This window comes from Citrobacter sp. CK198 (assembly GCF_030333295.1).
GTDB lineage: Bacteria > Pseudomonadota > Gammaproteobacteria > Enterobacterales > Enterobacteriaceae > Citrobacter_B > Citrobacter_B koseri.
The window spans coordinates 217,663-242,894 of sequence record NZ_JAOWGE010000007.1; the positions used below are offsets into that span (position 1 = coordinate 217,663).

22 protein-coding genes are annotated in these 25,232 nt (G+C 55.4%); 10 read left to right on the plus strand and 12 right to left on the minus strand.

Going from position 1 to position 25,232, the window contains the following annotated elements; genetic code table 11:
* The first annotated feature begins 2 nt into the window (after positions 1-2).
* From lptB to yrbL, 7 genes are all read left to right on the plus strand, one after another.
* On the plus strand, positions 3-728 hold the full coding sequence (gene lptB / locus OGY62_RS01615) for an LPS export ABC transporter ATP-binding protein (protein WP_012135334.1): 726 nt from the start codon (positions 3-5) through the stop codon (positions 726-728).
* A gap of 47 nt (positions 729-775) precedes the next feature.
* Positions 776-2,209 carry an RNA polymerase factor sigma-54 gene (gene rpoN / locus OGY62_RS01620; protein WP_286458923.1) on the plus strand — a complete coding sequence of 478 codons (1,434 nt, stop codon included), beginning with the start codon at positions 776-778 and terminating at the stop codon, positions 2,207-2,209.
* Between the two features lie 22 nt (positions 2,210-2,231).
* Positions 2,232-2,519, plus strand: coding sequence for a ribosome hibernation promoting factor (gene hpf, locus OGY62_RS01625; RefSeq protein WP_012135336.1), 288 nt, complete (start codon positions 2,232-2,234; stop codon positions 2,517-2,519).
* Between the two features lie 125 nt (positions 2,520-2,644).
* On the plus strand, positions 2,645-3,136 hold the full coding sequence (gene ptsN / locus OGY62_RS01630) for a PTS IIA-like nitrogen regulatory protein PtsN (RefSeq protein WP_012135337.1): 492 nt from the start codon (positions 2,645-2,647) through the stop codon (positions 3,134-3,136).
* A gap of 36 nt (positions 3,137-3,172) precedes the next feature.
* Entirely contained in the window at positions 3,173-4,027 is an 855-nt protein-coding gene (gene rapZ / locus OGY62_RS01635) for an RNase adapter RapZ (protein ID WP_012135338.1), read from the plus strand.
* Entirely contained in the window at positions 4,024-4,296 is a 273-nt protein-coding gene (gene npr, locus OGY62_RS01640; RefSeq protein ID WP_012135339.1) for a PTS phosphocarrier protein NPr, read from the plus strand. Before rapZ ends, npr begins: the two co-directional genes overlap by 4 nt.
* 210 nt (positions 4,297-4,506) lie before the next feature.
* Positions 4,507-5,178, plus strand: a complete 672-nt coding sequence (gene yrbL, locus OGY62_RS01645; RefSeq protein WP_286458925.1) for a PhoP regulatory network protein YrbL — start codon at positions 4,507-4,509, stop codon at positions 5,176-5,178.
* Here yrbL and mtgA read toward each other — a convergent pair.
* From mtgA to mnmL, 4 genes are all read right to left on the minus strand, one after another.
* The gene (mtgA, locus tag OGY62_RS01650; protein ID WP_286458928.1) at positions 5,153-5,881 is read right to left on the minus strand and encodes a monofunctional biosynthetic peptidoglycan transglycosylase; all 729 of its coding nucleotides are present in this window, start codon (positions 5,879-5,881) and stop codon (positions 5,153-5,155) included. The genes yrbL and mtgA overlap by 26 nt on opposite strands.
* The gene (elbB, locus tag OGY62_RS01655; protein ID WP_012135342.1) at positions 5,878-6,531 is read right to left on the minus strand and encodes an isoprenoid biosynthesis glyoxalase ElbB; all 654 of its coding nucleotides are present in this window, start codon (positions 6,529-6,531) and stop codon (positions 5,878-5,880) included. Before elbB ends, mtgA begins: the two co-directional genes overlap by 4 nt.
* Positions 6,532-6,761: 230 nt before the next feature.
* Positions 6,762-9,098 carry an aerobic respiration two-component sensor histidine kinase ArcB gene (gene arcB / locus OGY62_RS01660; protein ID WP_012135343.1) on the minus strand — a complete coding sequence of 779 codons (2,337 nt, stop codon included), beginning with the start codon at positions 9,096-9,098 and terminating at the stop codon, positions 6,762-6,764.
* Between the two features lie 198 nt (positions 9,099-9,296).
* Positions 9,297-10,226 carry a tRNA modification radical SAM protein MnmL/YtqA gene (mnmL, locus tag OGY62_RS01665; protein ID WP_286458930.1) on the minus strand — a complete coding sequence of 310 codons (930 nt, stop codon included), beginning with the start codon at positions 10,224-10,226 and terminating at the stop codon, positions 9,297-9,299.
* Positions 10,227-10,899: 673 nt separating this feature from the next.
* Between mnmL and gltB the strand changes: the two genes are divergently transcribed.
* The 3 genes from gltB to OGY62_RS01680 all read left to right on the plus strand — a co-directional run bounded on the left by gltB (position 10,900) and on the right by OGY62_RS01680 (position 18,085).
* Entirely contained in the window at positions 10,900-15,360 is a 4,461-nt protein-coding gene (gene gltB, locus OGY62_RS01670) for a glutamate synthase large subunit (protein ID WP_286458932.1), read from the plus strand.
* An 11-nt stretch (positions 15,361-15,371) separates the two neighbouring features.
* Positions 15,372-16,790 carry a glutamate synthase subunit GltD gene (gltD, locus tag OGY62_RS01675; RefSeq protein WP_110493749.1) on the plus strand — a complete coding sequence of 473 codons (1,419 nt, stop codon included), beginning with the start codon at positions 15,372-15,374 and terminating at the stop codon, positions 16,788-16,790.
* A gap of 209 nt (positions 16,791-16,999) precedes the next feature.
* Positions 17,000-18,085, plus strand: coding sequence for a PDDEXK nuclease domain-containing protein (locus OGY62_RS01680; RefSeq protein ID WP_286458934.1), 1,086 nt, complete (start codon positions 17,000-17,002; stop codon positions 18,083-18,085).
* Positions 18,086-18,215: 130 nt separating this feature from the next.
* On the opposite strand, the gene nanQ is transcribed toward OGY62_RS01680, so the two are convergent.
* The 8 genes from nanQ to sspA all read right to left on the minus strand — a co-directional run bounded on the left by nanQ (position 18,216) and on the right by sspA (position 24,981).
* Positions 18,216-18,683, minus strand: coding sequence for an N-acetylneuraminate anomerase (gene nanQ / locus OGY62_RS01685; RefSeq protein ID WP_049012049.1), 468 nt, complete (start codon positions 18,681-18,683; stop codon positions 18,216-18,218).
* Positions 18,683-19,555 carry an N-acetylmannosamine kinase gene (gene nanK / locus OGY62_RS01690; protein WP_286458947.1) on the minus strand — a complete coding sequence of 291 codons (873 nt, stop codon included), beginning with the start codon at positions 19,553-19,555 and terminating at the stop codon, positions 18,683-18,685. The genes nanQ and nanK overlap by 1 nt, the downstream gene beginning before the upstream one ends.
* A complete protein-coding gene (locus OGY62_RS01695; RefSeq protein ID WP_071257720.1) occupies positions 19,552-20,241 on the minus strand; it encodes an N-acetylmannosamine-6-phosphate 2-epimerase in 690 nt (229 codons plus the stop codon). Before OGY62_RS01695 ends, nanK begins: the two co-directional genes overlap by 4 nt.
* Before the next feature lie 49 nt (positions 20,242-20,290).
* Positions 20,291-21,781: a sialic acid transporter NanT gene (gene nanT, locus OGY62_RS01700; protein WP_012135356.1), complete on the minus strand. Its 1,491-nt coding sequence runs from the start codon at positions 21,779-21,781 to the stop codon at positions 20,291-20,293.
* A gap of 120 nt (positions 21,782-21,901) precedes the next feature.
* The gene (gene nanA / locus OGY62_RS01705; protein ID WP_012135358.1) at positions 21,902-22,795 is read right to left on the minus strand and encodes an N-acetylneuraminate lyase; all 894 of its coding nucleotides are present in this window, start codon (positions 22,793-22,795) and stop codon (positions 21,902-21,904) included.
* A gap of 137 nt (positions 22,796-22,932) precedes the next feature.
* Positions 22,933-23,721 carry a transcriptional regulator NanR gene (gene nanR / locus OGY62_RS01710; RefSeq protein ID WP_012135359.1) on the minus strand — a complete coding sequence of 263 codons (789 nt, stop codon included), beginning with the start codon at positions 23,719-23,721 and terminating at the stop codon, positions 22,933-22,935.
* Positions 23,722-23,836: 115 nt separating this feature from the next.
* Entirely contained in the window at positions 23,837-24,337 is a 501-nt protein-coding gene (gene sspB / locus OGY62_RS01715) for a ClpXP protease specificity-enhancing factor (protein WP_104868129.1), read from the minus strand.
* Positions 24,338-24,342: 5 nt separating this feature from the next.
* Positions 24,343-24,981 (minus strand): stringent starvation protein SspA, encoded by a 639-nt coding sequence (gene sspA, locus OGY62_RS01720; RefSeq protein ID WP_286458935.1) that lies wholly within the window; start codon positions 24,979-24,981, stop codon positions 24,343-24,345.
* Positions 24,982-25,232: the final 251 nt, after the last annotated feature.

Here is a 25,232-nt window from a genome sequence, read left to right on the forward strand (position 1 = left end):
TTATGGCAACATTAACTGCAAAGAATCTTGCGAAAGCCTATAAAGGCCGTCGCGTGGTGGAAGATGTCAGCCTGACCGTGAATTCCGGGGAGATCGTCGGTCTGCTCGGGCCGAACGGCGCAGGCAAAACCACTACCTTCTACATGGTGGTGGGCATTGTGCCGCGCGACGCTGGCAACATTATTATTGACGATGAAGACATCAGCCTGCTGCCGCTGCATGCCCGCGCGCGTCGCGGTATTGGCTATTTACCGCAGGAAGCCTCCATTTTCCGCCGTCTGAGCGTGTTTGATAACCTGATGGCGGTGCTGCAAATTCGCGACGATCTCACGACCGAACAGCGTGAAGACCGCGCCAATGAACTGATGGAAGAGTTCCACATCGAGCATCTGCGCGACAGCCTCGGACAAGCGTTGTCCGGCGGTGAACGCCGCCGTGTGGAGATTGCCCGCGCGCTGGCCGCAAATCCGAAATTTATCCTGCTGGATGAACCGTTTGCAGGCGTTGACCCGATTTCCGTCATCGACATCAAACGCATTATCGAGCACCTGCGCGACAGCGGCCTTGGCGTTCTGATTACCGACCACAACGTTCGTGAGACGCTGGCGGTGTGTGAACGCGCGTATATTGTCAGCCAGGGGCATCTGATCGCACACGGCACACCGACAGAAATCCTGCAAGACGAGCACGTTAAGCGCGTATACCTTGGGGAAGACTTCAGACTCTGATAGGGTAGAAGACTGCGACGTCACAGCGGGAGAAAACGACTCTGAACATGAAGCAAGGTTTGCAACTCAGGCTCAGCCAACAACTGGCGATGACGCCCCAGCTACAACAGGCCATCCGTCTGTTGCAGTTGTCTACGCTGGAACTTCAGCAGGAACTTCAGCAAGCGCTGGAGAGTAATCCGCTGCTTGAGCAAACCGATCTTCACGATGAAATCGACACGCGCGAAACCCAGGACAACGAAGCCCTGGATACCGCAGACGCGCTCGAACAGAAAGAGATGCCCGAAGAGCTGCCGCTTGACGCCAGCTGGGATGAGATTTACACCGCAGGTACGCCGTCCGGCACCAGCGGCGACTACATCGACGACGAGCTGCCGGTGTACCAGGGCGAAACCACGCAGTCCCTCCAGGACTACCTGATGTGGCAAGTCGGGCTGACTCCGTTCTCGGATACCGATCGCGCGATTGCCACCTCAATTGTCGATGCCGTTGATGATACCGGCTATCTCACCATTTCGCTGGATGACATTCTCGAAAGCATCGGCGATGAAGAGATCGGCCTCGATGAAATAGAAGCGGTGCTCAAACGCGTTCAGCGCTTCGATCCCATCGGCGTGGCGGCGAAAGATCTCCGTGACTGCCTGCTGATCCAGCTCTCACAGTTCGATAAATCCACGCCCTGGCTGGAAGACGCCCGGTTGATCATCAGCAATCACCTCGATCTGCTGGCCAATCATGACTTCCGCACCCTGATGCGCGTTACGCGGCTGAAAGAAGAGGTGCTGAAAGAGGCGGTCAATCTTATCCAGTCGCTCGATCCCAGACCGGGTCAGTCTATCCAGACCGGCGAACCTGAATATGTGATCCCGGATGTGCTGGTGCGTAAGCATAACGGTTACTGGATGGTGGAGCTGAACGGCGACAGCATTCCCCGTCTACAGATCAATCAACATTATGCCGCCCTGTGCAACGGCGCGCGTAATGATGCCGACAGCCAGTTCATTCGCAGCAACCTTCAGGATGCGAAGTGGCTGATCAAAAGTCTGGAAAGCCGCAACGACACCCTGTTACGCGTGAGCCGCTGTATTGTTGAGCAGCAGCAGGCCTTCTTCGAGCAAGGCGAAGAGTTTATGAAACCGATGGTGCTGGCGGACATCGCCCAGGCCGTCGAGATGCACGAATCGACGATTTCCCGTGTGACCACGCAGAAGTATCTGCACAGTCCACGCGGCATTTTTGAACTGAAGTATTTCTTTTCCAGCCATGTGAATACCGAAGGCGGAGGCGAAGCCTCTTCCACGGCGATACGTGCGCTGGTGAAGAAATTAATTGCTGCGGAGAACCCCGCGAAGCCGCTGAGCGACAGCAAGTTAACCTCTATGTTGTCGGATCAGGGTATCATGGTGGCGCGCCGCACCGTTGCGAAGTACCGAGAGTCTTTATCCATTCCGCCGTCCAATCAGCGCAAACAGCTGGTTTGAACCAACCGATAAGGAAGACACTATGCAGCTCAACATCACTGGAAATAACGTCGAAATTACTGAAGCCCTGCGCGACTTTGTCTCAACCAAATTCGCCAAACTTGAGCAGTATTTTGACAGGATTAATCAGGTCTACGTTGTTTTGAAAGTGGAGAAGGTAACACACATCTCGGATGCGACACTGCATGTAAACGGTGGCGAAATTCACGCCAGCGCGGAAGGTCAGGATATGTATGCCGCCATTGACGGTTTGATCGATAAACTGGCAAGGCAGCTAACGAAACACAAAGATAAACTGAAACAACACTAATTGTCCGGGCAGTTAGCGAGTGCAGGACGGCCTGTTGTGACGCACAACAGGCCATTTGTACAGTTAGCGCTCCGAATCTGCCTCATCAGGAATCATCCTGATGGAACAGGTTCTTAGGTGAAATTATGACAAATAACGATACGACTCTACAACTGAGCAGCGTACTTAACCAGGAATGTACGCGTAGCGGCGTTCACTGCCAGAGCAAAAAACGTGCGCTGGAGATTATCAGTGAACTGGCGGCAAAACAGCTCAGCCTGCCTCCGCAGGTGGTATTTGAAGCAATCCTGACGCGTGAGAAAATGGGCAGTACCGGCATTGGCAATGGTATCGCCATCCCGCACGGCAAGCTGGAAGAAGATACGCTGCGCGCCGTCGGCGTGTTCGTCCAACTCGAAACGCCTATCGCTTTCGATGCCATTGATAATCAACCGGTCGATCTGCTTTTCGCCCTGCTGGTGCCCGCAGATCAGACCAAAACGCATCTGCATACACTGTCGCTGGTCGCTAAACGTCTGGCGGATAAAACCATCTGCCGCCGTCTGCGCGCCGCGCAGAGTGACGAAGAGCTGTATCAAATCATCACTGACACCGAAGGTGGAAAGGATGAGGCATAACCACCCAATGGCATCTGTTGTGAGGAGAAACGGTACATGGTACTGATGATCGTCAGCGGTCGTTCAGGGTCAGGGAAATCTGTCGCCCTGCGTGCGCTGGAAGATATGGGTTTTTACTGCGTGGACAACCTCCCCGTGGTGCTGTTGCCCGATCTGGCTCGTACGCTGGCCGATCGCCAGATTTCTGCGGCCGTCAGCATTGACGTGCGTAACATGCCTGAGTCCCCTGAAATTTTCGAGCAGGCGATGAACAACCTGCCCGATGCGTTTTCACCACAGCTTCTGTTCCTTGATGCCGATCGCAACACGCTGATTCGCCGTTACAGCGATACGCGCCGTCTGCATCCGCTTTCCAGCAAAAATCTCTCCCTGGAAAGCGCCATCGACCAGGAAAGCGATCTGCTGGAACCGCTGCGTTCCCGCGCCGATCTGATTGTCGATACCTCTGAAATGTCCGTGCATGAACTGGCGGAAATGCTGCGTACCCGTCTGCTGGGCAAGCGCGAACGCGAGCTGACAATGGTGTTCGAGTCCTTCGGCTTCAAGCACGGTATTCCAATTGATGCCGATTATGTTTTTGACGTGCGCTTCCTGCCTAACCCGCACTGGGACCCGAAACTGCGTCCAATGACCGGCCTCGATAAACCGGTTGCGGCATTCCTCGACAGGCACACAGAAGTACACAATTTTATCTACCAGACTCGCAGCTATCTTGAGTTATGGTTACCCATGCTGGAGACAAACAACCGTAGCTATCTCACCGTAGCCATCGGCTGTACCGGCGGGAAACACCGTTCGGTGTATATTGCAGAACAGCTGGCAGACTACTTCCGCTCACGCGGTAAGAACGTGCAGTCACGCCATAGAACGCTGGAAAAACGCAAAACATGACCGTGAAGCAGACTGTAGAAGTCACGAACAAGCTGGGTATGCATGCCCGGCCTGCCATGAAACTGTTTGAATTAATGCAGGGTTTTGAGGCCGAAGTGCTGTTACGCAATGATGAAGGAACCGAAGCCGAAGCCAATAGCGTCATCGCCCTGCTGATGCTGGACTCTGCTAAAGGTCGCCAGATAGAAATTGAAGCTACCGGCCCGCAGGAGGTCGAAGCGCTGGCGGCGGTGATCGCGCTGTTCAATTCAGGATTCGACGAAGATTAGGCCATTTCGCTTTCGTCTCCTCCTTTCTCCCAGAAAACGCCATCCGGCGTTTTTTTTATTCTCTCGCCTTTCTGCCTGCGTCAATATTGTACATTCCGTGCGCTTTTCCGTCCTGATTAAACCTTAAGAAAACCTTAAGAAGGGTTGTTTACGTTCTATTTAAGTTGAGCGTTCATACTGGTTCTATTAGCAACATTACCAGGAGATCTCATGATACTTTTATCTGAACAAAATCCCCTGGGCACCGGACGCCATCGTAAATGTTATGCGCATCCGGGCGATGCCCAACGCTGCATTAAGATCATTTACAATGCCGACCGCAGCGGCAAGAAAGAGATCCGCCGCGAGCTGAAATATTACGCGCATCTGTCACGTTACCTGCAAGACTGGAGCGGCATCCCGCGCTATCACGGTACGGTAGAGACCGATTGTGGTACGGGCTACGTCTACGATGTAATAACCGATTTCGATGGCAAACCGTCCGTCACGCTGACTGAATTTGTGGCGCAGTGCCGCAATGACGAAGATGCCACCGTCCTGCGCCAGTTGCTGAAAACGCTCAAGCGTTATATCTACGATAACCGCATCGTCACCATGACCCTGAAGCCGCAAAATATTCTGTGTCACCGCATTAGCGAATCCGAAGCGATCCCGGTGATCTGCGACAACATCGGCGAGAGCACGCTGATCCCGCTGGCAAGCTGGTCAGCCTGGTTTTGCCATCGCAAACAGGAAAGACAGTGGGAACGGTTGATTGCCCAACCGGGTCTGGTGGCGGCGCTGAAGATGAACCGCCAGGAAGAAGACAAAAGCGCGCTGCCGCTCCCCTCTCTTGAGGCCGCGCGTCAGCGCAATCTTAATACAGATGGTTACGCGTCATAAACGATTCGCCGCCCAACTGGCGCATCTGACGCAAAATCCACGCCTGACGGCTACGCACGTAGCCTGAAGGCGCGTTCGCTTTAAAACGTAAAGGGTTTGGCAGCACCGCCGCCAATAGCGCGGCTTCTGACATACTTAACCGGCTGGCTGGTTTATTAAAATAGCGCTGCGACGCCGCTTCCACGCCAAACACGCCGTCGCCAAACTCCGCAATATTCAGGTAGACGGTCAGAATGCGTTTTTTACTCCAGACGGTTTCCAGCCCGACGGTGAGCCCGGCCTCCAGCCCTTTACGCACCCAACTGCGGCCATCCCATAAAAAGAGATTCTTCGCTGTTTGCTGAGAAAGCGTGGACGCCCCACGAATTCGGTTTTCATTGCGCTCATTGTACGCCAGCGCCTTCTCAATGGCCGAAACATCAAATCCCCAGTGCTCCGGGAATTTCTGATCTTCCGCCGCAATCACCGCCAGCCCCATCCACGGCGAGATCGCATCCATGCCAGCCCAGTCGGAATGCGCAACATAGCCGAAATCACCTTGCAGCCACGCGCTAATCTGCCGTTCCACCATCACTGCGGAAAAAGGCACCGGAACGACGCTGAACAGCGCGATGCCGCCGCCCCAAAAAACCGCCAGCACCACAAGGATGCGCAGGAGCAAACGGCGCAGGGACGCCAGCGGAGTGAAACGCCCTTTACTCATTCAGCCAGAACCAGTACGCGAGACACCAGTTTTTCAATGCCGGTCGCCGCCTGTGCAATATCCTGCGCCAGCATGTAAGCAGGCGTGGTGACAATTTTGTTATCTTCATCCACCACAATATCGTCAACCGGACATGGCACATGCTCGGCTCCCATATCTTCCAGCACTTCCGCCGTATCGATATCGGTGCCAATCGTCAGACGAAGCGGGAAACCAAAAATCCTGGGCAGCATTGCCGGGGCAATGCACATAAACCCTAACGGCTTACCCGACTGGTGCATGGCGATTGCCAGCGCGGCCAGGTCGCTATCTACCCGGCACTCGCTGCCCTGACTGGCAAAATTACTCAGGTTTTTCGCCGCGCCAAATCCACCCGGAACAATCAGCGCGTCCAGATCGCTGGAGACCGCCTGGGCGAGTGGACGAATTTCCCCTCGCGTAATACGCGCGGCTTCGATCAGGACATTTCGCGTCTCCGCCATCGCTTCGCCCGTCAGATGATTAATCACATCAGCCTGCTGTTTATCCGGCGCAAAGCAGATGGCCTGCGCGCCGCTGCGGGCAATCGCCAGAAGGGTCAGAACGGCTTCATGAATCTCGGCGCCGTCGTATACGCCACATCCACTGAGCACTACGCCAATTTTTTTCATCGTGATGATCCTTTTCGCAACTTACTGAAGCGTATTAATAATTCTGATTAAAATGCTGCGCTTCACACATTTAACTGATTCATGTAACAAAACATTTAAGATTTGCTATCTTAACTGCGTGCGGCCTGAAAAGCAGAGCTGCGCCTGTGTAAAAAACAATCATAACTTACGGCGCAGCCACGATTTCCCTGGTGTTGGCGCAGTATTCGCGCACCCCGGTCAATCCGGGGTCATTTTTTTTCCGCGTTTGCCACCCAGGCTTTCAGCACCGCGACGTCGTGCTGCCACTCCTGCTTCATCTCTTCAACCCATTCACCCACGTTATCTTCCCAGGCAGGAAGATCCGGCGACTGAATTTGCTGACCCAGTTGCTGTAGATGACGCAACCCAACGGAGCCCGCCGCGCCTTTAATTTTGTGCCCTTCTTCAACAACGCCTTTGGTATCCCGCGCCGTCAGGTTGGACTCCAGAATGCTTAAGTAACCCGGCATCATTTTTTCGAACACCGCCAGCCCATCCGTAATTAATTTCGGGCCGACCAGTTCGATATACTGCTCTAACATCGGGATATCTAACAACGCTTGCGATTTACTGCTCTCTTCAGATGTCACAGTGCTCTCCTCTTCGTTACGGGTATCCCAGTATTTTTTAATCATGGCGGTTAACGCCGGAACCGACAGCGGCTTGCTCAACACATCGTCCATTCCCGCGTCCAGATACTCTTTCTTGTCTTTCAGGACGTTAGCAGTGAGTGCGACCAGCGGCGGCAATTCTTCCCGCGCATAGCGGCGGGTAAGTTCTCTGGAGATATCCAGACCCGTCATATCCGGCAGTTGAATATCCAGCAGCAGCAGATCGTATTCACCCGGGGTGAACATTTCCAGTGCGGCTTTCCCGGTCATCGCCACATCAACGCTGTTGCCCAGTTTTTCCAGCACTGAACGCGCCACAATGACGTTCAGCTCAATGTCCTCGACCAGCAGCACATGCAGCGCAGGCAGCGGCATGTCATTCTCTTCCAGCGTGTCCTCGACCTCTTCCGCCACGGCTGGCGCATGTACGGTTAACGTAAAGACGGAACCTTTACCCGGCTGGCTGGAAACGGTGATGTCGCCGCCCATATTTTTTGCCAAACGGCGCGATACCGCCAGGCCAATCCCGGTCCCCGTCGCGGGTTTACCGCCATGACTGTCTTTCACCTGATAATACATGGCGAAGATTTTATCCTGCTCATCCTGCGGAATACCGATGCCGGAATCTTCCACGTCAAAATGCAGCACATCGCCTTCGTCATAGCGTACGCGCACCGTCACCTGCCCTTGCTGGGTAAACTTCACGGCGTTGCTGATCAGGTTCCACAGAATTTGGCGCAAACGCGTGCCGTCGGTGATCACCTTATGCGGCAGCGGCAACGTCGGATCGAGCACAAAGCGTAGCCCTTTTTGCTGCGCTTGCAGGCCGGAGAGATTCTCCAGATCCGCCATGAAACTGGTGAAATCTACCGGCTGGTTATCCAGTTGGACTTTACGCCGCTCCATCTTATCCATATCAATGATATCGTTGAAAATATTCCCCAACGTGACCGCAGAGACATGGATGGTTTTCAGGTATTTTTCCTGCTCGCTGGTAAGGTCGGTATCCAGCAGAATGCGGCTTAAGCCGACAATGCCGTTCAGCGGCGTACGCAGCTCGTGGCTGATCGTAGAGATAAACGTGGTCTTGTCGCGGCTGGCGCGTTCAAGCGCGTCCTGATAACGCTTACGTTCCGTAATATCGCGCCCAAAGCCCATCAGGCCATGACGTTTACCAACGCGGTCGTAATAGGGCACCTTGCGAATTTCAAAGCACGCTTTGCGCCCGTCCGGGTAATCGAGCCACTGTTCATAGGTCAACGAGACGTTATGGCGGAAGACTTTTTCGTCGGTCTCAATCACTTTTTCCGCCGCTTCGGGGGAATAGACGTCAGCCGGTTTTAAATGGACGAGCTGTTTTTCACTCTTGCCGGTCAGCAGTTCCATCGCGCGGTTACAGCCGGAAAACTCTTTATCCTCATTGCGATAAAAAACCAAATCCGGCGACGCATCGAGGAAAGAGCGTAAGAAAGAGGATTGCTGTTCAAGCTGAATCTGCGTCTCTTCACGCTCCTTGATTTCCACTTTTAGCTGTTCGAAGGTCGACTGGCGCTCAGCCTCCGCTTTTTCGCGATCGGCAATTTCCTGATTAAGCTGAGCAATATTGTCTTTCAGTTGTACCGTGAGTTTGAGATCGCGCTCGCGCATCTCTTCCAGCTTTTGTACCAGCCGTGACAGGCGCTGCCTGGACTCCTCCAGTTGCTCCACCACCACCGACAAGAAATAGACGGCCCAGGGCGTGATTAACAAGCCAAAAAAGATGGAGCGGATGACATCAATACTTTCGACCTGACCATGCAACACCATGGTAACTGCCATCTGCACCACTATCGCCAGCACCACCAGCGCTAATGCCAACAGCATCGAAAAGCGCACCAGACCCAGCTTCATCATCAGGTCGACATAGTATTGCGCCAGCATACGAATTTGCTTCATAGGGGATTCCTTCACGACAACTTCGCACAATAATACTCAATTCTGAGCAGTACGTTGAAAATTGTGCAATAAATGCGGAGGTTATCGGTGAAATGACCGGGTAGGCGGTAGGCCGGATAAGGCATAGCCGCCATCCGGCAATGTGCGCCAGGCTGCCTGATGGCGCTTCGCTTATCAGGCCTACACGCCTACGGGTGGTTAGCTCCCCGGCTGAATCCACGGAGTGCCAAGCGCGGAGCCTTGCGCGCCATGTTCGTTAAGATAGCGGTCCAGCTCCACCATGCCCGTCCAGCGATTCTCACACCATAGCGGGGCGAGCAACGTCGGACGACGGGCGCTGGCGGAAATGCGATGATAAATAACCTCCGGCGGCGTATGGCGAATCATCTCCCCCGCCGTCAGCGTGTACGCCTCCAGCGCAATGCCGTTCAGGCGTCCCGCCTCCCAGGCTTTCGCCATAATGCTGCCTTTTACAATATGCAGCGGGTGCAGCTTAATGCCATCCACGCCCGTTTCCACCACGCGATCCAGCGTTTGCAGGCATTCCGTCTGCCCTTCGCCGGGTAAACCCACAATCAGATGCGAGCACACTTCCAGCCCGCGCTCGCGCGCCAGTTGGGTGGTTCGCTGATAACAGGCAAAATCATGGCCGCGATTAATACGGCGCAGCGTTTTGTCATGCGCGGTTTGCAATCCCAGTTCCAGCCACACTTCATAGCCCTGGTCTTTATATTCGCAGAGCAGATCGAGCACCGCATCCGGTACACAGTCGGGGCGCGTACCGACGCACAGCCCGACAATGCTGGCCTGGCTTACCGCCTGCTGATACATAGAACGCAGCACCTGCACTTCGGCAAAGGTACTGGTGTACGCCTGGAAATAGGCCAGATAGCGTTTGGCGCGATTGACCAGATGCGCCTGATGCGCCAGTTGTTCGGCAATAGAGCGATACTGCTGCGCCTCATCGGCGAAAGAGGCGACATTACAGAAAGTACACCCGCCACGTCCGATGGTGCCATCGCGGTTTGGACAGCTAAATCCGCCGTGCAACGTCAGTTTATGAACTTTTTGCCCATAACGACGAGAAAGATCCCCACCAAACATATTGACTAATTTCTGTAACTGCATAATCTGATAGACCGCGCCTTGAAAAGAGGCCAAAGCCTGCCATTTTTAGCCTTTGTCGGCGATGACCTGGATCAATCGCTCCGGCAGGCTTTTATTTATTGCATAATCAAGCAAAATTACCGCAATTTCATTCACTCCATAGCTAATTACTTTTCCTTATAACTGCACACTTTTTTTATCTTCTGATGACACTGGCTAAAAAACAGTATCATGAAATGCCTGCGCCGCCTAAACCAGCATAAAATACTAAGCATTACGGATAATCAAGGTGAGATAAGGGTTAACAGGCCGTTATGATAGTGAGACAGATCACACTCTCCCCCGCGCTTATGCCGCATCAAATCAATGTAAAAAAGTCATTATTTTCAATACATTCATAAAGTTAATAGACCTATAGCACATTTTTGCATAAATAAGATTGCCATTTGACCTGTGTGTGGATTCCCGATAAGTTGGAAATCCGCTGGAAGCTTTCTGGATGAGCAGCCTGCTCATCATATTTATGCAGTAATTGAGATTCCCTCTTAAACGTATTTACCGATGCGAAAAGGATAAAAGAGGGCGAATGCGAGGTAAGCGTATGATACGCAACCCCCGTCGCCACGCTCTTTCTGTGCCCGTGCGCAATCGGTATCGGATGGGAGTCCCGCAGAGCCTGGGGAGGTTCACTGATATGTTGTACGATAAATCCCTTGAGAGGGATAACTGTGGTTTCGGCCTGATCGCCCACATAGAAGGCGAACCTAGCCACAAGGTAGTGCGTACCGCCATACACGCACTGGCCCGTATGCAGCACCGTGGCGCGATCCTCGCTGACGGTAAAACCGGCGACGGTTGCGGTTTGCTGCTGCAAAAACCCGATCGCTTTTTTCGCATCGTTGCAGAAGAGCGCGGCTGGCGTTTAGCCAAAAACTACGCTGTCGGCATGCTCTTCCTGAATAAGGACCCTGAGCTGGCGGCGGCATCACGTCGTATCGTCGAAGAAGAATTACAGCGGGAAACCCTGTCGATTGTGGGCTGGCGCGATGTGCCGACCAACGAAGGTGTCCTCGGTGAAATCGCCCTCTCCTCCCTGCCACGTATTGAGCAAATTTTTGTTAACGCCCCTGCGGGCTGGCGTCCCCGGGATATGGAACGCCGCCTGTTTATCGCCCGCCGCCGCATTGAGAAACGCCTTCAGGACGATAAAGACTTCTACGTTTGTAGCCTGTCGAACCTGGTGAACATCTATAAAGGTCTGTGTATGCCGGCGGATCTGCCGCGCTTCTACCTGGACCTGGCGGATTTGCGTCTGGAATCGGCCATTTGCCTGTTCCACCAGCGCTTCTCCACCAATACCGTGCCGCGCTGGCCGCTGGCGCAGCCGTTCCGCTACCTGGCGCACAACGGCGAAATCAACACCATTACCGGCAACCGTCAGTGGGCGCGCGCCCGTACTTATAAATTCCAGACGCCGTTGATCCCGGATTTACAATCCGCCGCGCCGTTCGTCAACGAGACCGGTTCCGACTCCAGCTCGCTGGATAACATGCTGGAACTGCTGCTGGCAGGCGGGATGGACATCGTGCGCGCCATGCGCCTGCTGGTGCCGCCCGCATGGCAGAACAACCCGGATATGGACCCGGATCTGCGCGCCTTCTTTGACTTTAACTCCATGCACATGGAGCCGTGGGATGGCCCGGCGGGCATCGTGATGTCCGACGGTCGCTTCGCTGCCTGTAACCTCGACCGTAACGGTCTGCGTCCGGCGCGCTACGTCATCACCAAAGATAAACTGATCACCTGCGCCTCTGAGGTGGGGATCTGGGACTACCAGCCTGACGAAGTCGTGGAAAAGGGCCGCGTCGGCCCCGGTGAACTGATGGTGATCGACACCCGTGGCGGGCGCATCCTGCACTCTGCGGAAACCGATGACGATCTGAAAAGCCGCCATCCGTATAAAGAGTGGATGGAGAAGAACGTCCGCCGCCTGGTGCCGTTTGAAGATCTGGCCGACGATCAGGTCGGAAACCGCGAGCTGGACGACGACATGCTCGCCAGCTATCAGAAACAGTTTAACTACAGCGCCGAAGAGCTGGATTCCGTCATCCGCGTACTGGGCGAAAACGGCCAGGAAGCGGTCGGTTCAATGGGTGATGATACCCCCTTCGCCGTGCTTTCCAGCCAGCCGCGCATTATTTACGACTACTTCCGCCAGCAGTTTGCGCAGGTGACCAACCCGCCAATCGACCCGCTGCGTGAAGCGCACGTCATGTCGCTGGCCACCAGTATTGGCCGCGAGATGAACGTCTTTTGCGAAGCGGAAGGACAGGCGCACCGTCTGAGCTTTAAATCGCCAATTCTGCTGTACTCCGATTTCAAACAGCTCACTACCATGAAAGAGGAGCATTACCGCGCCGATACGCTGGATATCACCTTCGATGTGACGGAAACCTCGCTCGAAGAAACGGTGAAAGCGCTGTGCGATAAGGCTGAACAGATGGTGCGTAACGGCACCGTCTTGCTGGTGCTCTCTGACCGTAACATCGGGAAAAACCGTTTACCGGTTCCGGCGCCGATGGCTGTCGGGGCGGTACAGACTCGTCTGGTGGATAAGAGCCTGCGCTGCGATGCCAACATCATCGTAGAAACCGCAAGCGCGCGTGACCCGCACCACTTTGCCGTGCTGCTGGGCTTTGGCGCCACGGCGATCTATCCGTATCTCGCCTATGAGACGCTAGGCCGTCTGATCGACACCCAGGCCATCGCCAAAGACTACCGTACCGTGATGCTGAACTACCGTAACGGCATCAATAAAGGTCTGTACAAGATCATGTCCAAAATGGGCATTTCGACCATCGCCTCATACCGCTGCTCCAAACTGTTTGAAGCGGTCGGTCTGCATGACGACGTGGTGAGCCACTGCTTCCAGGGCGTGGTCAGCCGCATTGGCGGCGCCGGTTTTGCCGACTTCCAGCAGGATCTGCTGAACCTCTCGAAACGTGCCTGGCTGGCGCGTAAACCGCTGGATCAGGGCGGTCTGCTGAAATACGTGCACGGCGGCGAATACCACGCCTATAACCCGGATGTGGTGCGCACCCTGCAACAGGCGGTGCAGAGCGGCGAGTACCGCGATTACCAGGCATATGCCGCGCTTGTTAACGAACGCCCGGCGGCAACGCTGCGCGATCTGCTGGCGCTCAATCCTGGCGATAACGCCATCAGCATCAACGATGTTGAACCGGCGAATGAGCTGTTTAAACGCTTCGATACCGCCGCGATGTCCATCGGCGCGCTGAGCCCGGAAGCGCACGAAGCGCTGGCGGAAGCGATGAACAGCATCGGCGGTAACTCCAACTCCGGCGAAGGCGGCGAAGACCCGGCGCGCTACGGCACCAACAAAGTGTCGCGCATCAAACAGGTCGCTTCCGGCCGCTTCGGCGTAACGCCAGCGTATCTGGTCAATGCTGACGTCATTCAGATTAAAGTCGCTCAGGGCGCGAAGCCGGGCGAAGGCGGCCAGTTGCCGGGTGACAAAGTGACCCCGTACATCGCCAAACTGCGCTATTCCGTACCGGGCGTGACGCTGATTTCTCCGCCGCCGCACCACGATATCTACTCTATCGAGGATCTGGCGCAGCTGATTTTCGACCTGAAACAGGTCAACCCGAAAGCGATGATCTCCGTGAAGCTGGTTTCTGAACCGGGCGTCGGCACCATCGCTACCGGCGTGGCGAAAGCCTATGCAGACCTGATCACTATCGCCGGATATGACGGCGGCACCGGCGCCAGCCCGCTCTCCTCCGTGAAATATGCGGGCTGTCCGTGGGAGCTGGGCCTGGTGGAAACCCAGCAGGCGCTGGTGGCTAACGGTCTGCGTCACAAGATCCGTTTGCAGGTGGACGGCGGCCTGAAAACGGGCCTCGACATCATCAAAGCGGCGATTCTCGGCGCGGAAAGCTTTGGCTTCGGCACCGGCCCGATGGTGGCGCTGGGCTGTAAATACCTGCGTATTTGCCACCTGAACAACTGCGCGACAGGCGTGGCGACTCAGGATGACAAACTGCGTAAGAACCACTACCACGGCCTGCCGTTCAAAGTGACCAACTACTTTGAGTTTATCGCCCGCGAAACCCGCGAGCTGATGGCGCAGCTTGGCGTGAAGCGTCTGGTGGATCTGATTGGCCGTACCGACCTGCTGAAAGAGCTGGAAGGGTTTACCGCTAAGCAGCAGAAGCTGGAACTGTCCCGACTGCTGGAAACCGCTGAGCCTCATCCGGGTAAAGCGCTGTACTGCACCGAGCATAACCCGCCGTTTGATAACGGCGTGCTGAACGCGCAACTGCTGCAACAGGCGAAGCCGTTTGTCGATGAGCGCCAGAGCAAAACCTTCTGGTTCGACATTCGCAACACCGACCGCTCCGTGGGCGCGTCGCTCTCTGGCTATATCGCTCAGACGCATGGCGATCAGGGGCTGGCCTCTGACCCGATCAAGGCGCACTTCAGCGGCACCGCAGGTCAGAGCTTCGGCGTCTGGAACGCGGGCGGCGTGGAGCTGTATCTGACGGGCGATGCCAACGACTACGTCGGTAAAGGCATGGCGGGCGGTCTGCTGGCGGTGCGTCCTCCGGTGGGTTCAGCGTTTCGCAGTCATGAGGCCAGCATCATCGGCAATACCTGTCTGTACGGCGCGACCGGCGGTCGTCTGTATGCGGCGGGCCGCGCGGGCGAACGTTTCGCAGTACGTAACTCCGGGGCCATCACCGTGGTAGAAGGCATTGGCGACAACGGCTGTGAATACATGACGGGCGGTATTGTCTGCGTACTGGGCAAAACGGGCGTTAACTTCGGTGCTGGCATGACGGGCGGCTTCGCCTACGTGCTGGATGAAGACGGCGAGTTCCGCAAACGCGTGAACCCGGAGCTGGTGGAAGTGCTGAACGTCGATGACCTGGCCATCCACGAAGAACATCTGCGCGGTCTGATTACCGAGCATGTGCTGCATACAGGTTCCCAGCGCGGTGAAGAGATCCTGGCTAACTGGTCAGTATTCTCAACCAAATTCGCGCTGGTTAAGCCGAAGTCCAGTGATGTGAAAGCACTGTTGGGTCACCGTAGTCGTAGCGCAGCTGAGCTGCGTGTGCAGGCGCAGTAAGGGGTAGAGCAATGAGTCAGAACGTATACCAATTTATCGACCTGCAACGCGTTGATCCGCCGAAGAAGGCGCTGAAGATCCGCAAAATCGAGTTTGTTGAAATTTACGAACCGTTTTCCGAAGGCCAGGCCAAAGCGCAGGCGGATCGCTGCCTCTCCTGCGGCAACCCGTACTGCGAGTGGAAGTGTCCGGTACATAACTACATCCCGAACTGGCTGAAGCTGGCGAACGAAGGACGTATTTTCGAAGCGGCGGAGTTGTCTCACCAGACCAACACGCTGCCGGAAGTGTGCGGCCGCGTCTGCCCGCAGGATCGTTTGTGCGAGGGCTCCTGTACGCTCAACGACGAGTTCGGCGCAGTGACTATCGGCAACATCGAGCGTTATATCAACGATAAAGCGTTCGAAATGGGCTGGCGCCCGGACATGACTGGCGTGCGTCAGACCGACAAACGCGTGGCGATTATCGGCGCGGGCCCGGCAGGACTGGCCTGTGCCGACGTACTCACTCGTAACGGCGTGAAGGCGGTGGTCTTTGACCGTCACCCGGAAATCGGCGGTCTGCTGACGTTCGGCATCCCGGCTTTCAAGCTGGAAAAAGAGGTGATGACCCGCCGTCGTGAGATCTTCACCGGCATGGGCATTGAGTTCAAACTGAATACCGAAGTGGGTCGCGACGTGCAGCTGGACGACTTGCTGGCAGAGTACGATGCGGTGTTCCTCGGCGTTGGCACCTATCAATCAATGCGCGGCGGGCTGGAAAACGAAGATGCCGACGGCGTGTTCGATGCCCTGCCGTTCCTGATTGCCAACACCAAACAGATCATGGGCTTTGGCGAAACCACTGACGAACCGTTCGTCAGTATGGAAGGCAAACGCGTCGTGGTACTGGGCGGCGGCGACACCGCGATGGACTGCGTGCGTACCTCGGTTCGCCAGGGCGCGACGCACGTCACCTGCGCCTATCGTCGTGACGAAGAGAACATGCCAGGCTCCAGACGCGAAGTGAAAAACGCGCGCGAAGAAGGGGTCGAATTCCAGTTCAACGTGCAGCCGCTGGGCGTAGAAGTGAATGCCAACGGTAAAGTAAGCGGCGTGAAGATGGTGCGTACCGAAATGGGCGCGCCGGACGCGAAAGGTCGTCGTCGTGCGGAAATCGTCGCCGGTTCCGAGCATGTGATCCCGGCAGATGCTGTGGTAATGGCGTTTGGTTTCCGCCCGCACAACATGGCGTGGCTGGCGAAACACAGCGTGGAACTGGACTCCCAGGGGCGGATTATCGCGCCGGAAGGCAATGAAAACGCCTTCCAGACCAGCAACCCGAAAATCTTCGCCGGTGGCGACATCGTGCGCGGCTCGGATCTGGTGGTCACGGCAATTGCCGAAGGCCGTAAAGCGGCAGACGGTATCCTGAACTACCTGGAAGTGTAATACTTCTGGCTCCCCTGCCACAGCCTGACGCTGATGGATGGGGAGTCAATATTTCTCTGCTAAATATATGCGAATTCATTCTTCGAAAGCCGCTCGCAAATACGGCTGTAACTCAATGTAATACACCTCTCCTGGATTGACCGGAATATGCCTGAAGCGTATTGGTAGCGATATATTTTTCATTTCACAACTATCGCGCCAGGGATGACATGACTGTACCAACACCACTTCAACACGCTGACGATTATCAGCAAATCCATGACGGTATTATTCGATTAGTGGACAATGCCCATACCGAGGCCGTCCGCAGTATTAATGCTTTGATGACGGCAACCTACTGGGAAATCGGCAGGAGAATTGTCGAGTTTGAACAAGGCGGCGAAGCACGAGCGGCTTATGGTATTCAACTCATTGAGCGGTTATCCGCAGATTTAAGCCAGCGCTATAAGCGTGGATTTTCCACCAGGAATCTGTGGCAAATGAGAACATTTTATCTATGTTTTCAGTATATTGAAATTCCGCAGACAGTGTCTGCGGAATCTTCACATTTGATACAACTCGCTAAAGTTTTTCCGCTTCCCTGGTCAGCTTATGTGCGTTTACTATCGGTAAAAAATCCCGATGCCCGCACTTTTTACGAGAAAGAGACGCTACGTAACGGCTGGTCTGTGCGGCAACTCGATCGGCAAATCTCCACCCAGTTCTACGAACGGACGCTACTGTCCCATGACAAATCCGCCATGTTGCAGCAGCCTGCGCCCGCCGAGCCAACAGTCTTGCCGGAGCGAACCATACGCGACCCGTTCATTCTGGAATTTCTTAACCTGAAGGACGAGTATTCCGAGTCGGATCTCGAAGAAGCGCTGCTCAGTCACCTGATGGACTTTATGCTGGAGCTTGGTGACGATTTTGCTTTTGTCGGCCGCCAGCGCCGATTACGCATAGACGATAGCTGGTTCCGCGTCGATCTGTTGTTCTTCCATCGCCGCTTGCGCTGCCTGTTGCTCGTTGACCTGAAGGTCGGCAAATTCAGTTATGCGGATGCCGGGCAGATGAATATGTACCTGAACTATGCCAAAGAGCACTGGACAATGCCGGGAGAAAACCCGCCCGTCGGGTTGGTTTTGTGCGCAGGAAAAGGCGCGGGGGAAGCGCATTACGCGCTAAACGGCCTGCCGAATACCATCATGGCGAGCGAGTACAAAGTGCAGTTGCCTGACGAAAAACTACTGGCAGATGAGCTCATTCGTTCACAAATAGCACTGACTGCACAGCAAGTTGAATCAACTGAATAACCAATTTACTTTGCACATCAGGAAAAGCACTGCGTCACGAGCTGAATTTTCAACAACTCGACTGACGGGATTATGCACTATCGGGAGATATAAAACGTTATACCGGATGGCTATAAACCATCCGGTATTTTCATGCCTCTAATAAGCTGGCGCGCACCTTCACCACAGCTTTCTTAATCTCCCCTGGCTCGCCAGCCATACACCCGGGCTTATGGGGTTCCCCCGGCATAAACACGGAGAACATCCCCGGTGTCAGCGTAATGGACTGCTGTTCATGGATACGGCGGCAAAGCTGGTAATCCTCTTCACCATGCAGCTCCTCGCATTCGCACGCTGACCCGACTACGCCGAACAGAATGCGCTCCTCACCCGTCAATAACAGCTGAATGTCGATGTACTGCACATGCAGCTCCGCTTTTTTCTCCTGCGGCGACTGTGTGGCAAACTGCATCACATTCATAAACATATCGTCGCCCTGCAATTCGTAGCGCCCGGGCGTTTTCTCCTGCGGCCTTGCCGCCAGCGCCAGGGTTAACGCATCCAGCAATACCGGATGCAGCCCGGCAGACGGTAACGACTGAATTTCTCCCATCAACATCATTTATCTCCCTGAGCTAACAACGCAGCGCCCAGTAGCCCCGCGTCATGTCGGTAATGCGCTGCGCTCAACGTCACCTGATAAACCGCCGGCTCCTGCGCCAGAAAGTGGCGTACCTGCGCCAGATATCCCTCAGCTAACCCTACGCTGCCGCCAATAACCACCTGCTGGCAATCCGTTGTCGCTTTAACATCGGCAATTAACCGCGCGACAACCTGCGCGGAGTGCTGAACCAGACGCACAGCCTGTTCGTTCCCGGCCGCCGCATGTGCAAAGACAGTTCTGGCGTCGCACCCGGCCAGGGAACCCTGCGCCGCTGCCGCGATGCCGCGTCCTGAGGCGATAGCCTCCACACAGCCGCGTCGGCCGCAACCGCAAACCGGCCCCTGCGGATCGGCCAGAGTATGCCCCAGATGCCCGGCCAGACCGCTCATCCCGGTGAGCAATCTGCCGTCGCTCACCACGCCGCCGCCAACGCCGGTCGACACGGTAATAAACACCATATCGCGGACATCAGACGTAAGGGCATGGTATTCCGCCCATGCCGCCGCCTGCGCGTCATTCACCGCCAGCGTCGGCAGACCGGTAAGATCTTCTAACGTCTGCACCAACGGAAAATGCAGCAGACCACCCAGGTTATGCGGATTTATCGCCAGTAGCGCGCCTTCTCTGATAATGCCGGTAGAGGCTATCGCCACCCGCTGCGCGGTCGTTTGCAGCGGTTCAACCAGCACTTTTAGCGCCTCTCGCAGCGCATCCGGCGTTTTGCTGGCGGGGGTCGGCAATTCACGTCGTTCGCGGATGCGTAAATCATCATCCACCCGCGCGGCAGCCAGCTTGGTGCCGCCAATATCGATCGCCAGCGTGCTCATGACGTCGCCTTTTTCAATGCCGTGTTGTACCACTGACAAATATGTTCCAGCCGCGTAATGGCAGATCCCACCGTCACCGCCCACGCGCCGTGACGCATGGCTTCAGCGGCCTGTGCCGGCGTGTTGTAACGCCCCTCGGCAATCACCCGGCATCCGGCATCATGCAGGACTTTGACCAGCGCGAGGTCAGGTTCGTCCGGCGTGTCCGGCGTGGTGTATCCCGACAGCGTGGTGCCGATAATTTCCGCGCCACGTCGCTGACAGGCTAAGCCATCTTCCAGTGACGAGCAGTCGGTCATCGCCAGCAACTGGTGCTGATGAATACGCGCCAGCAGCGCATCGACGGTCGCCGGACGTACGCGGTCAGTACCGTCAACCGCAATAATATCCGCCCCGGCCTGTGCCAGCGCATCCACATCCTCAAGGAATGGCGTGATGCGTACCGGGGAGTCGTCAAGGTCACGCTTGAGAATACCGATAATCGGTACGGAGACCAGCGCACGGGCCGCCCGCAAATTGTCCACGCCTTCAATGCGTAGCGCGACGGCGCCAGCCTGCTCCGCCGCCAGCGCCATCGCAGCCACGATGTCCGGTTTATCGAGCGGGCTGCCAGGAACCGGCTGGCAGGAGACAATCAACCCGCCATTGGCGGCAATGTTTTTATCCAGTTGTTCAAGTAACGACATATCCACTTCCTTACGCAGGTCGCCCGGCAAACTGGCCGGGCAAACCTCATCAGCTTTTGGTTTTTACAAAGGCGCTTTTGTCGCCGCCAAACGGCACGGCCCCGCTGAATGGTTTTCCGTCGATAGCATCATGCATACGTAATGCTTCAGGACGCAGCCAGCGCTGTACGCGAGACGGCATATCCAACCCAATCAACAGGATCACCACAAAGGTCAGGCTGAAGGAGAGCGATCCCAGCGCGGTGCCCAGATCCAGACGCTGTGCGATCAGCGCCCCGAGGATAGGGGCCAGCGCGCCGCCCAGTGCGCCAACGTTATAGGTAAAACCCAGACCTGCCGCTCGCTGGTCGGTATCAAAATAACCGCCAATGAGTTTCGGTAAGATCCCGGAGATCCCCTGCCCCAGCATCTGCTGGAAAAACAGTAGCAGACCCAGTACCCAGACGTTTGCGCCGCCAATCGCAAATACCGGAATGATCAGCACCTGGGAAGCCAGCAAACTGCAAACGTAGGCTTTGCGCGTACCCAGCCAGTCGCCGAGGAAACCGCCCACGCAGCAGCCGACTGCCGCCCCAAAGCCGCTAAAGAAAAGCACCTGCGCAACGGTGTGAGGATCGTAAGCCAGTTCAGTTTTCAGATACGTTGGCAGCAGCGCCTGAATCGGCCATGAATAGAGGAAAGCAAAGAGCACCACGATCATCAGCATCACGCCCGTTGGCCAGCGTTTGCCGCTGCTTTGCACCATAAAACTGATGAAGATAACGGCGCACAGTAACCCTAACACCGCCACGATCGCCGCATTTTGCAGGTCGCCCGCAAAGCAGAACCACAGTGCGGTTGCGGCGGCGATCGTCATCAGCACATTGACGACGCGATGTTCGCCCCGGTAGAGAATATCCACCATCGTGCGCACCGGCGCTTTGCCTTCGTGTTTCTCTTTCCAGTCTTCCGCTTCAGGGATGTTTTTACGCAGCCAGAGCGCGAAAATGATCGGCAGAATGCCAATGAAGAACAGCGCGCGCCAGCCCCAGACCGGAACCACCAGGCTGTAAACCTGCGCCGCCACGACCGCCCCGACGGAGAAACCGGAAATCAGGAATCCACTGGCTTTATTACGTAAGTGCTTCGGCCAGCTTTCAATGACATAGGTGGCGCTGGAGCCATATTCGCCCGCCATTCCCATACCGATCACCAGACGGGCGATAAACATGGTGGTATAGCCGGGCGCAAAACCGCAGGCCAGCGTCCCCATAGAGAAAAGAATGATACTGGTGACCATCGCCAGACGTCGGCCATAGCGGTCACCCATTGCGCCTAACATCAGCCCGCCAAACCAGCGGGAAATAAACGCCGCCGAGATCAGGCTGGCCGCCTGAACCGTCGTTAACCCAAACTCGCCCTGCACTTCCGTCAGAACAAGAGCAATCAACACAAAATCAAAACCATCAAGCAAATATCCCAGCCAGGCGGCGGAAAATGCCCGCCACTGCGCCCGGTTGAGATGGCGATACCACGGGATATTCTGGGTAGAAGTACTCATTTTTCATTCTCCCGACGATTTTTATTGTCGCTTTGCCGGATGGCGGCTTCGCCTCGCCTTACCCGGCCTACGTTTCATATTTTGTAGGCCGGATAAGCGTTAGCGCTATCCGGCAACCGGTCAACCGCGTTCCTGCATTAACTGCTGCGCCAGCGCTTTCAGTTCAGGCAGATACTTCTCATCAACCGGCGAAAACGGCTTACGGCACAGCGGTACGGAGACCACGTCCATGTAGTGCAGCACCGTTTTCAGCCCACGGAATACGCCGGTTTTAATGAGCAGATCGATGACCTTATTGCACTCGGTTTGCAGATGCTGCGCTTTCGCTACATCGCCTTCCTGCAAGGCCTTAACAATCCCCTGATAACGCCAGCCCATAATGTTGTAAGTGCTGCCGATGCCCCCGTCTGCGCCTGCCAGCAGACCGGAAGCGAAGATTTCGTCATAACCGTTGTAGAGCACCAGATCAGGATGCGCACGGCGGATCTGCTCCATCTGATAGAGATCGCCGGAGGTTTGTTTCAGCGCGCCAACGCCGGGCAGCGTGACCAGCGTGTTGATTTGATCCAGCGTCAGCTTCACGCCGCTCAGCGCAGGAATGTTGTACACCACCATCGGTAATCCTTCAGCGGAATCGATAATGGCGCGGTAGTGATCGCAATGCTCTTCAAAGCTAAACGGATAATAAAACGGCGTCACGGCGGAAACGGCATCAAAACCGTAACGATGCGCCGCGCTGGCCAGTTGCTGGCTCTCTTCGGTACTGACCGTACCGACATGGGCAATCAGCGTCACTTTGCCCTTCGCCTCTTCCGCCACAATTTCCAGGACCTGCTCTCTTTCTGCGCGGCTCTGAACGAACGCTTCTCCGGTCGAGCCGCCGACGTACAGCCCATCAATGCCCTGCGCAATGTTGAAACGCACCAGACGGCGCAGGCTCTCAATATCCAGTTTCTGCTGGTTATCAAAAGGAGTTAACAACGCTGGCATTACGCCTCGTAAATCTTTTGCCATAACGACCTCTGTCGATGATTAGTGTTATCTGACTACATACCTTTATACCTGTTATACCAGATCAAATAAGCAGCACCCCAGTACAGAACGCACAGAGTGCGATCTACTTCACTAAACGATCGTCAGGATCGCGATCGCTAACGCAATTTTTTCTTTTGATCGAAGGCGTGCCAGGTGGCGGATACGCTATTGAGGTGGGTTTGCAGCGCGCGGTCAGCTTCATCTGGATCGCGCCGACGAATGGCATCGACAATAGCGATATGCTCTTGATAGCTCACGCTATTATGCTCATGTAACTCCTGCCCGGAGACCGCAGGACGCGCAGCGATCAGCCAGTCCAGCAGCGCGACATGAATCGCCATGAAGATCGGATTGCCGGGGATTTCCGCCAGCACGCGGTGAAACTCGACGTCGGAACGAATGAAGAGCGCGTTATCGTCCAGCGACTGGCTGTTGATCTCCAGGGCTTTCGCCAGCAGATCAATTTGCTCATCCGTCGCGTGTTCCGCCGCATAGCGCACAAGGCTTGATTCAAAGAACAGGCGCAGTTGCTCAAAGTGGGCGATACCGCCGGGATGCGAGAGGAAATCTTTCGCCATGCCGGAAAGTTCGCTGATGATGGTATCAGCAGAAGGCCGCGACACGCGGGCGCGTTCGCCGTTATTGATTTGCACCAGACCTTTACGCTTGAGCGCGGCAAGCGCTTCACGCACCGACGGGCGGCCCACGTTGAAGAAGGTCATCAACTCCCGCTCAGACGGCAGCTGCTCCCCTTCGCCGAATTCACCGCGACGAATCATCTGCTCCAGTTCTTCTTCTACCATTTCCGACAGTTTTTTACGCGCCAGCGGACGGCTGCGCAAACTACGGCCGATGGTTGGCGGAGAATTTTCTGCTTGCGAATCAAATGCGTTCATAGCGTCCATTATGTAAATCGTCGAGGAAAACAGCAACTAAAGCCATCCTATCACAGGATCGAAAGTGGGGTGAAATCGTGGCAGGCGTGAAAAAAAACAGGCCCTGAGGGCCTGTCTGTCTTGGTTACTTCACTACGCGTAATGCGGGTCGACCACCACGCGGCGGCGGCGGATCGTCATCAGGATTGTTGTCATCGCCATGATCGGGCTTATCACCATCAATCACGGACATGACCGTTTCGCTCTCCGCGCCCGGCGTTACATCGTCATCATTTAAGCTGGCGACGTCTTCATCGTAAGCGGCTTCAGGTTCAAACATTGTGCCTGCGCCGTTTTCACGCGCATAGATCGCCAGTACCGCAGCCAGCGGTACGGAGACCTGGCGTGGGACGCCGCCAAAGCGCGCGTTGAAACGCACTTCGTCGTTGGCCAACTCCAGATTGCCAACCGCACGGGGAGCAATGTTCAGAACAATTTGCCCGTCGCGCGCATATTCCATAGGGACATGCACGCCAGGCAGCGTCACATCCACCACCAGGTGCGGCGTGAGCTGGTTATCCAGCAACCATTCATAGAATGCACGCAGCAAATATGGACGGCGTGGGGATAGCTGTGACAAATCCATACTGATTAACCCCGACCGAGGCGCATTTCACGTTCAGCTTCAGTTAAAGAAGCGAGGAACGAGTCACGTTCAAAGACGCGGGTCATATAGCCTTTCAGCTCTTTAGCGCCCGCACCGCTGAACTCAATACCCAGTTGCGGCAAACGCCACAGCAGCGGCGCCAGATAGCAATCAACCAGGCTGAACTCATCGCTCAGGAAATACGGTTTTTGACCAAACACAGGCGCGATCGCCTGCAACTCTTCACGCAGTTGTTTACGCGCAACGTCAGCTTCAGAAGCGGCCCCGTTCACGATGACGTTCATCAGCGTGTACCAGTCTTTTTCGATACGGTGCATGTACAGGCGGCTTTCGCCACGCGCAACCGGGTAAACCGGCATCAGCGGCGGATGAGGGAAACGCTCATCCAGGTATTCCATAATGATGCGAGATTCCCACAGGGTCAGCTCACGATCCACCAGGGTCGGTACGCTCTGACTCGGGTTGAGGTCAATCAGATCCTGAGGTGGGTTATCCTTCTCCACATGCTCGATCTCGAAACTAACACCTTTCTCCGCCAGCACAATGCGGACCTGATGGCTATAGATGTCAGTAGGACCAGAAAACAGCGTCATTACCGAACGTTTGTTGGCAGCGACAGCCATGAAAACCTCCAGGTATATTCAGAATTTTTACTGCTACCAGCCACCGCGTGGCCAGCCAGAAGTTATGTCACCCGCCTGCGGAAAAGTCATTATTGTTCAAAAAGCAAACAAAAAATGAACAATACCCGTTATTTGGGCAGAAAATTGGATGATAGTTTACCAGATTTTGTGACCTTTGTGGTGAGTCGATTCTGGAAATGGGGAAAAAGAGGTGGCAATCAGAGGATTACTTTGGACACACGCGCATTTTT

Excerpts from the sequence above, each read along its gene's own strand:
- lptB (WP_012135334.1), top strand. The coding sequence starts at position 3 with ATGGCAACATTAACTGCAAAGAATCTTGCGAAAGCCTATAAAGGCCGT.
- rpoN (WP_286458923.1), top strand. The coding sequence starts at position 776 with ATGAAGCAAGGTTTGCAACTCAGGCTCAGCCAACAACTGGCGATGACG.
- hpf (WP_012135336.1), top strand. The coding sequence starts at position 2,232 with ATGCAGCTCAACATCACTGGAAATAACGTCGAAATTACTGAAGCCCTG.
- ptsN (WP_012135337.1), top strand. The coding sequence starts at position 2,645 with ATGACAAATAACGATACGACTCTACAACTGAGCAGCGTACTTAACCAG.
- rapZ (WP_012135338.1), top strand. The coding sequence starts at position 3,173 with ATGGTACTGATGATCGTCAGCGGTCGTTCAGGGTCAGGGAAATCTGTC.
- npr (WP_012135339.1), top strand. The coding sequence starts at position 4,024 with ATGACCGTGAAGCAGACTGTAGAAGTCACGAACAAGCTGGGTATGCAT.
- yrbL (WP_286458925.1), top strand. The coding sequence starts at position 4,507 with ATGATACTTTTATCTGAACAAAATCCCCTGGGCACCGGACGCCATCGT.
- mtgA (WP_286458928.1), bottom strand. The coding sequence starts at position 5,881 with ATGAGTAAAGGGCGTTTCACTCCGCTGGCGTCCCTGCGCCGTTTGCTC.
- elbB (WP_012135342.1), bottom strand. The coding sequence starts at position 6,531 with ATGAAAAAAATTGGCGTAGTGCTCAGTGGATGTGGCGTATACGACGGC.
- arcB (WP_012135343.1), bottom strand. The coding sequence starts at position 9,098 with ATGAAGCAAATTCGTATGCTGGCGCAATACTATGTCGACCTGATGATG.
- mnmL (WP_286458930.1), bottom strand. The coding sequence starts at position 10,226 with ATGCAGTTACAGAAATTAGTCAATATGTTTGGTGGGGATCTTTCTCGT.
- gltB (WP_286458932.1), top strand. The coding sequence starts at position 10,900 with ATGTTGTACGATAAATCCCTTGAGAGGGATAACTGTGGTTTCGGCCTG.
- gltD (WP_110493749.1), top strand. The coding sequence starts at position 15,372 with ATGAGTCAGAACGTATACCAATTTATCGACCTGCAACGCGTTGATCCG.
- OGY62_RS01680 (WP_286458934.1), top strand. The coding sequence starts at position 17,000 with ATGACTGTACCAACACCACTTCAACACGCTGACGATTATCAGCAAATC.
- nanQ (WP_049012049.1), bottom strand. The coding sequence starts at position 18,683 with ATGTTGATGGGAGAAATTCAGTCGTTACCGTCTGCCGGGCTGCATCCG.
- nanK (WP_286458947.1), bottom strand. The coding sequence starts at position 19,555 with ATGAGCACGCTGGCGATCGATATTGGCGGCACCAAGCTGGCTGCCGCG.
- OGY62_RS01695 (WP_071257720.1), bottom strand. The coding sequence starts at position 20,241 with ATGTCGTTACTTGAACAACTGGATAAAAACATTGCCGCCAATGGCGGG.
- nanT (WP_012135356.1), bottom strand. The coding sequence starts at position 21,781 with ATGAGTACTTCTACCCAGAATATCCCGTGGTATCGCCATCTCAACCGG.
- nanA (WP_012135358.1), bottom strand. The coding sequence starts at position 22,795 with ATGGCAAAAGATTTACGAGGCGTAATGCCAGCGTTGTTAACTCCTTTT.
- nanR (WP_012135359.1), bottom strand. The coding sequence starts at position 23,721 with ATGGACGCTATGAACGCATTTGATTCGCAAGCAGAAAATTCTCCGCCA.
- sspB (WP_104868129.1), bottom strand. The coding sequence starts at position 24,337 with ATGGATTTGTCACAGCTATCCCCACGCCGTCCATATTTGCTGCGTGCA.
- sspA (WP_286458935.1), bottom strand. The coding sequence starts at position 24,981 with ATGGCTGTCGCTGCCAACAAACGTTCGGTAATGACGCTGTTTTCTGGT.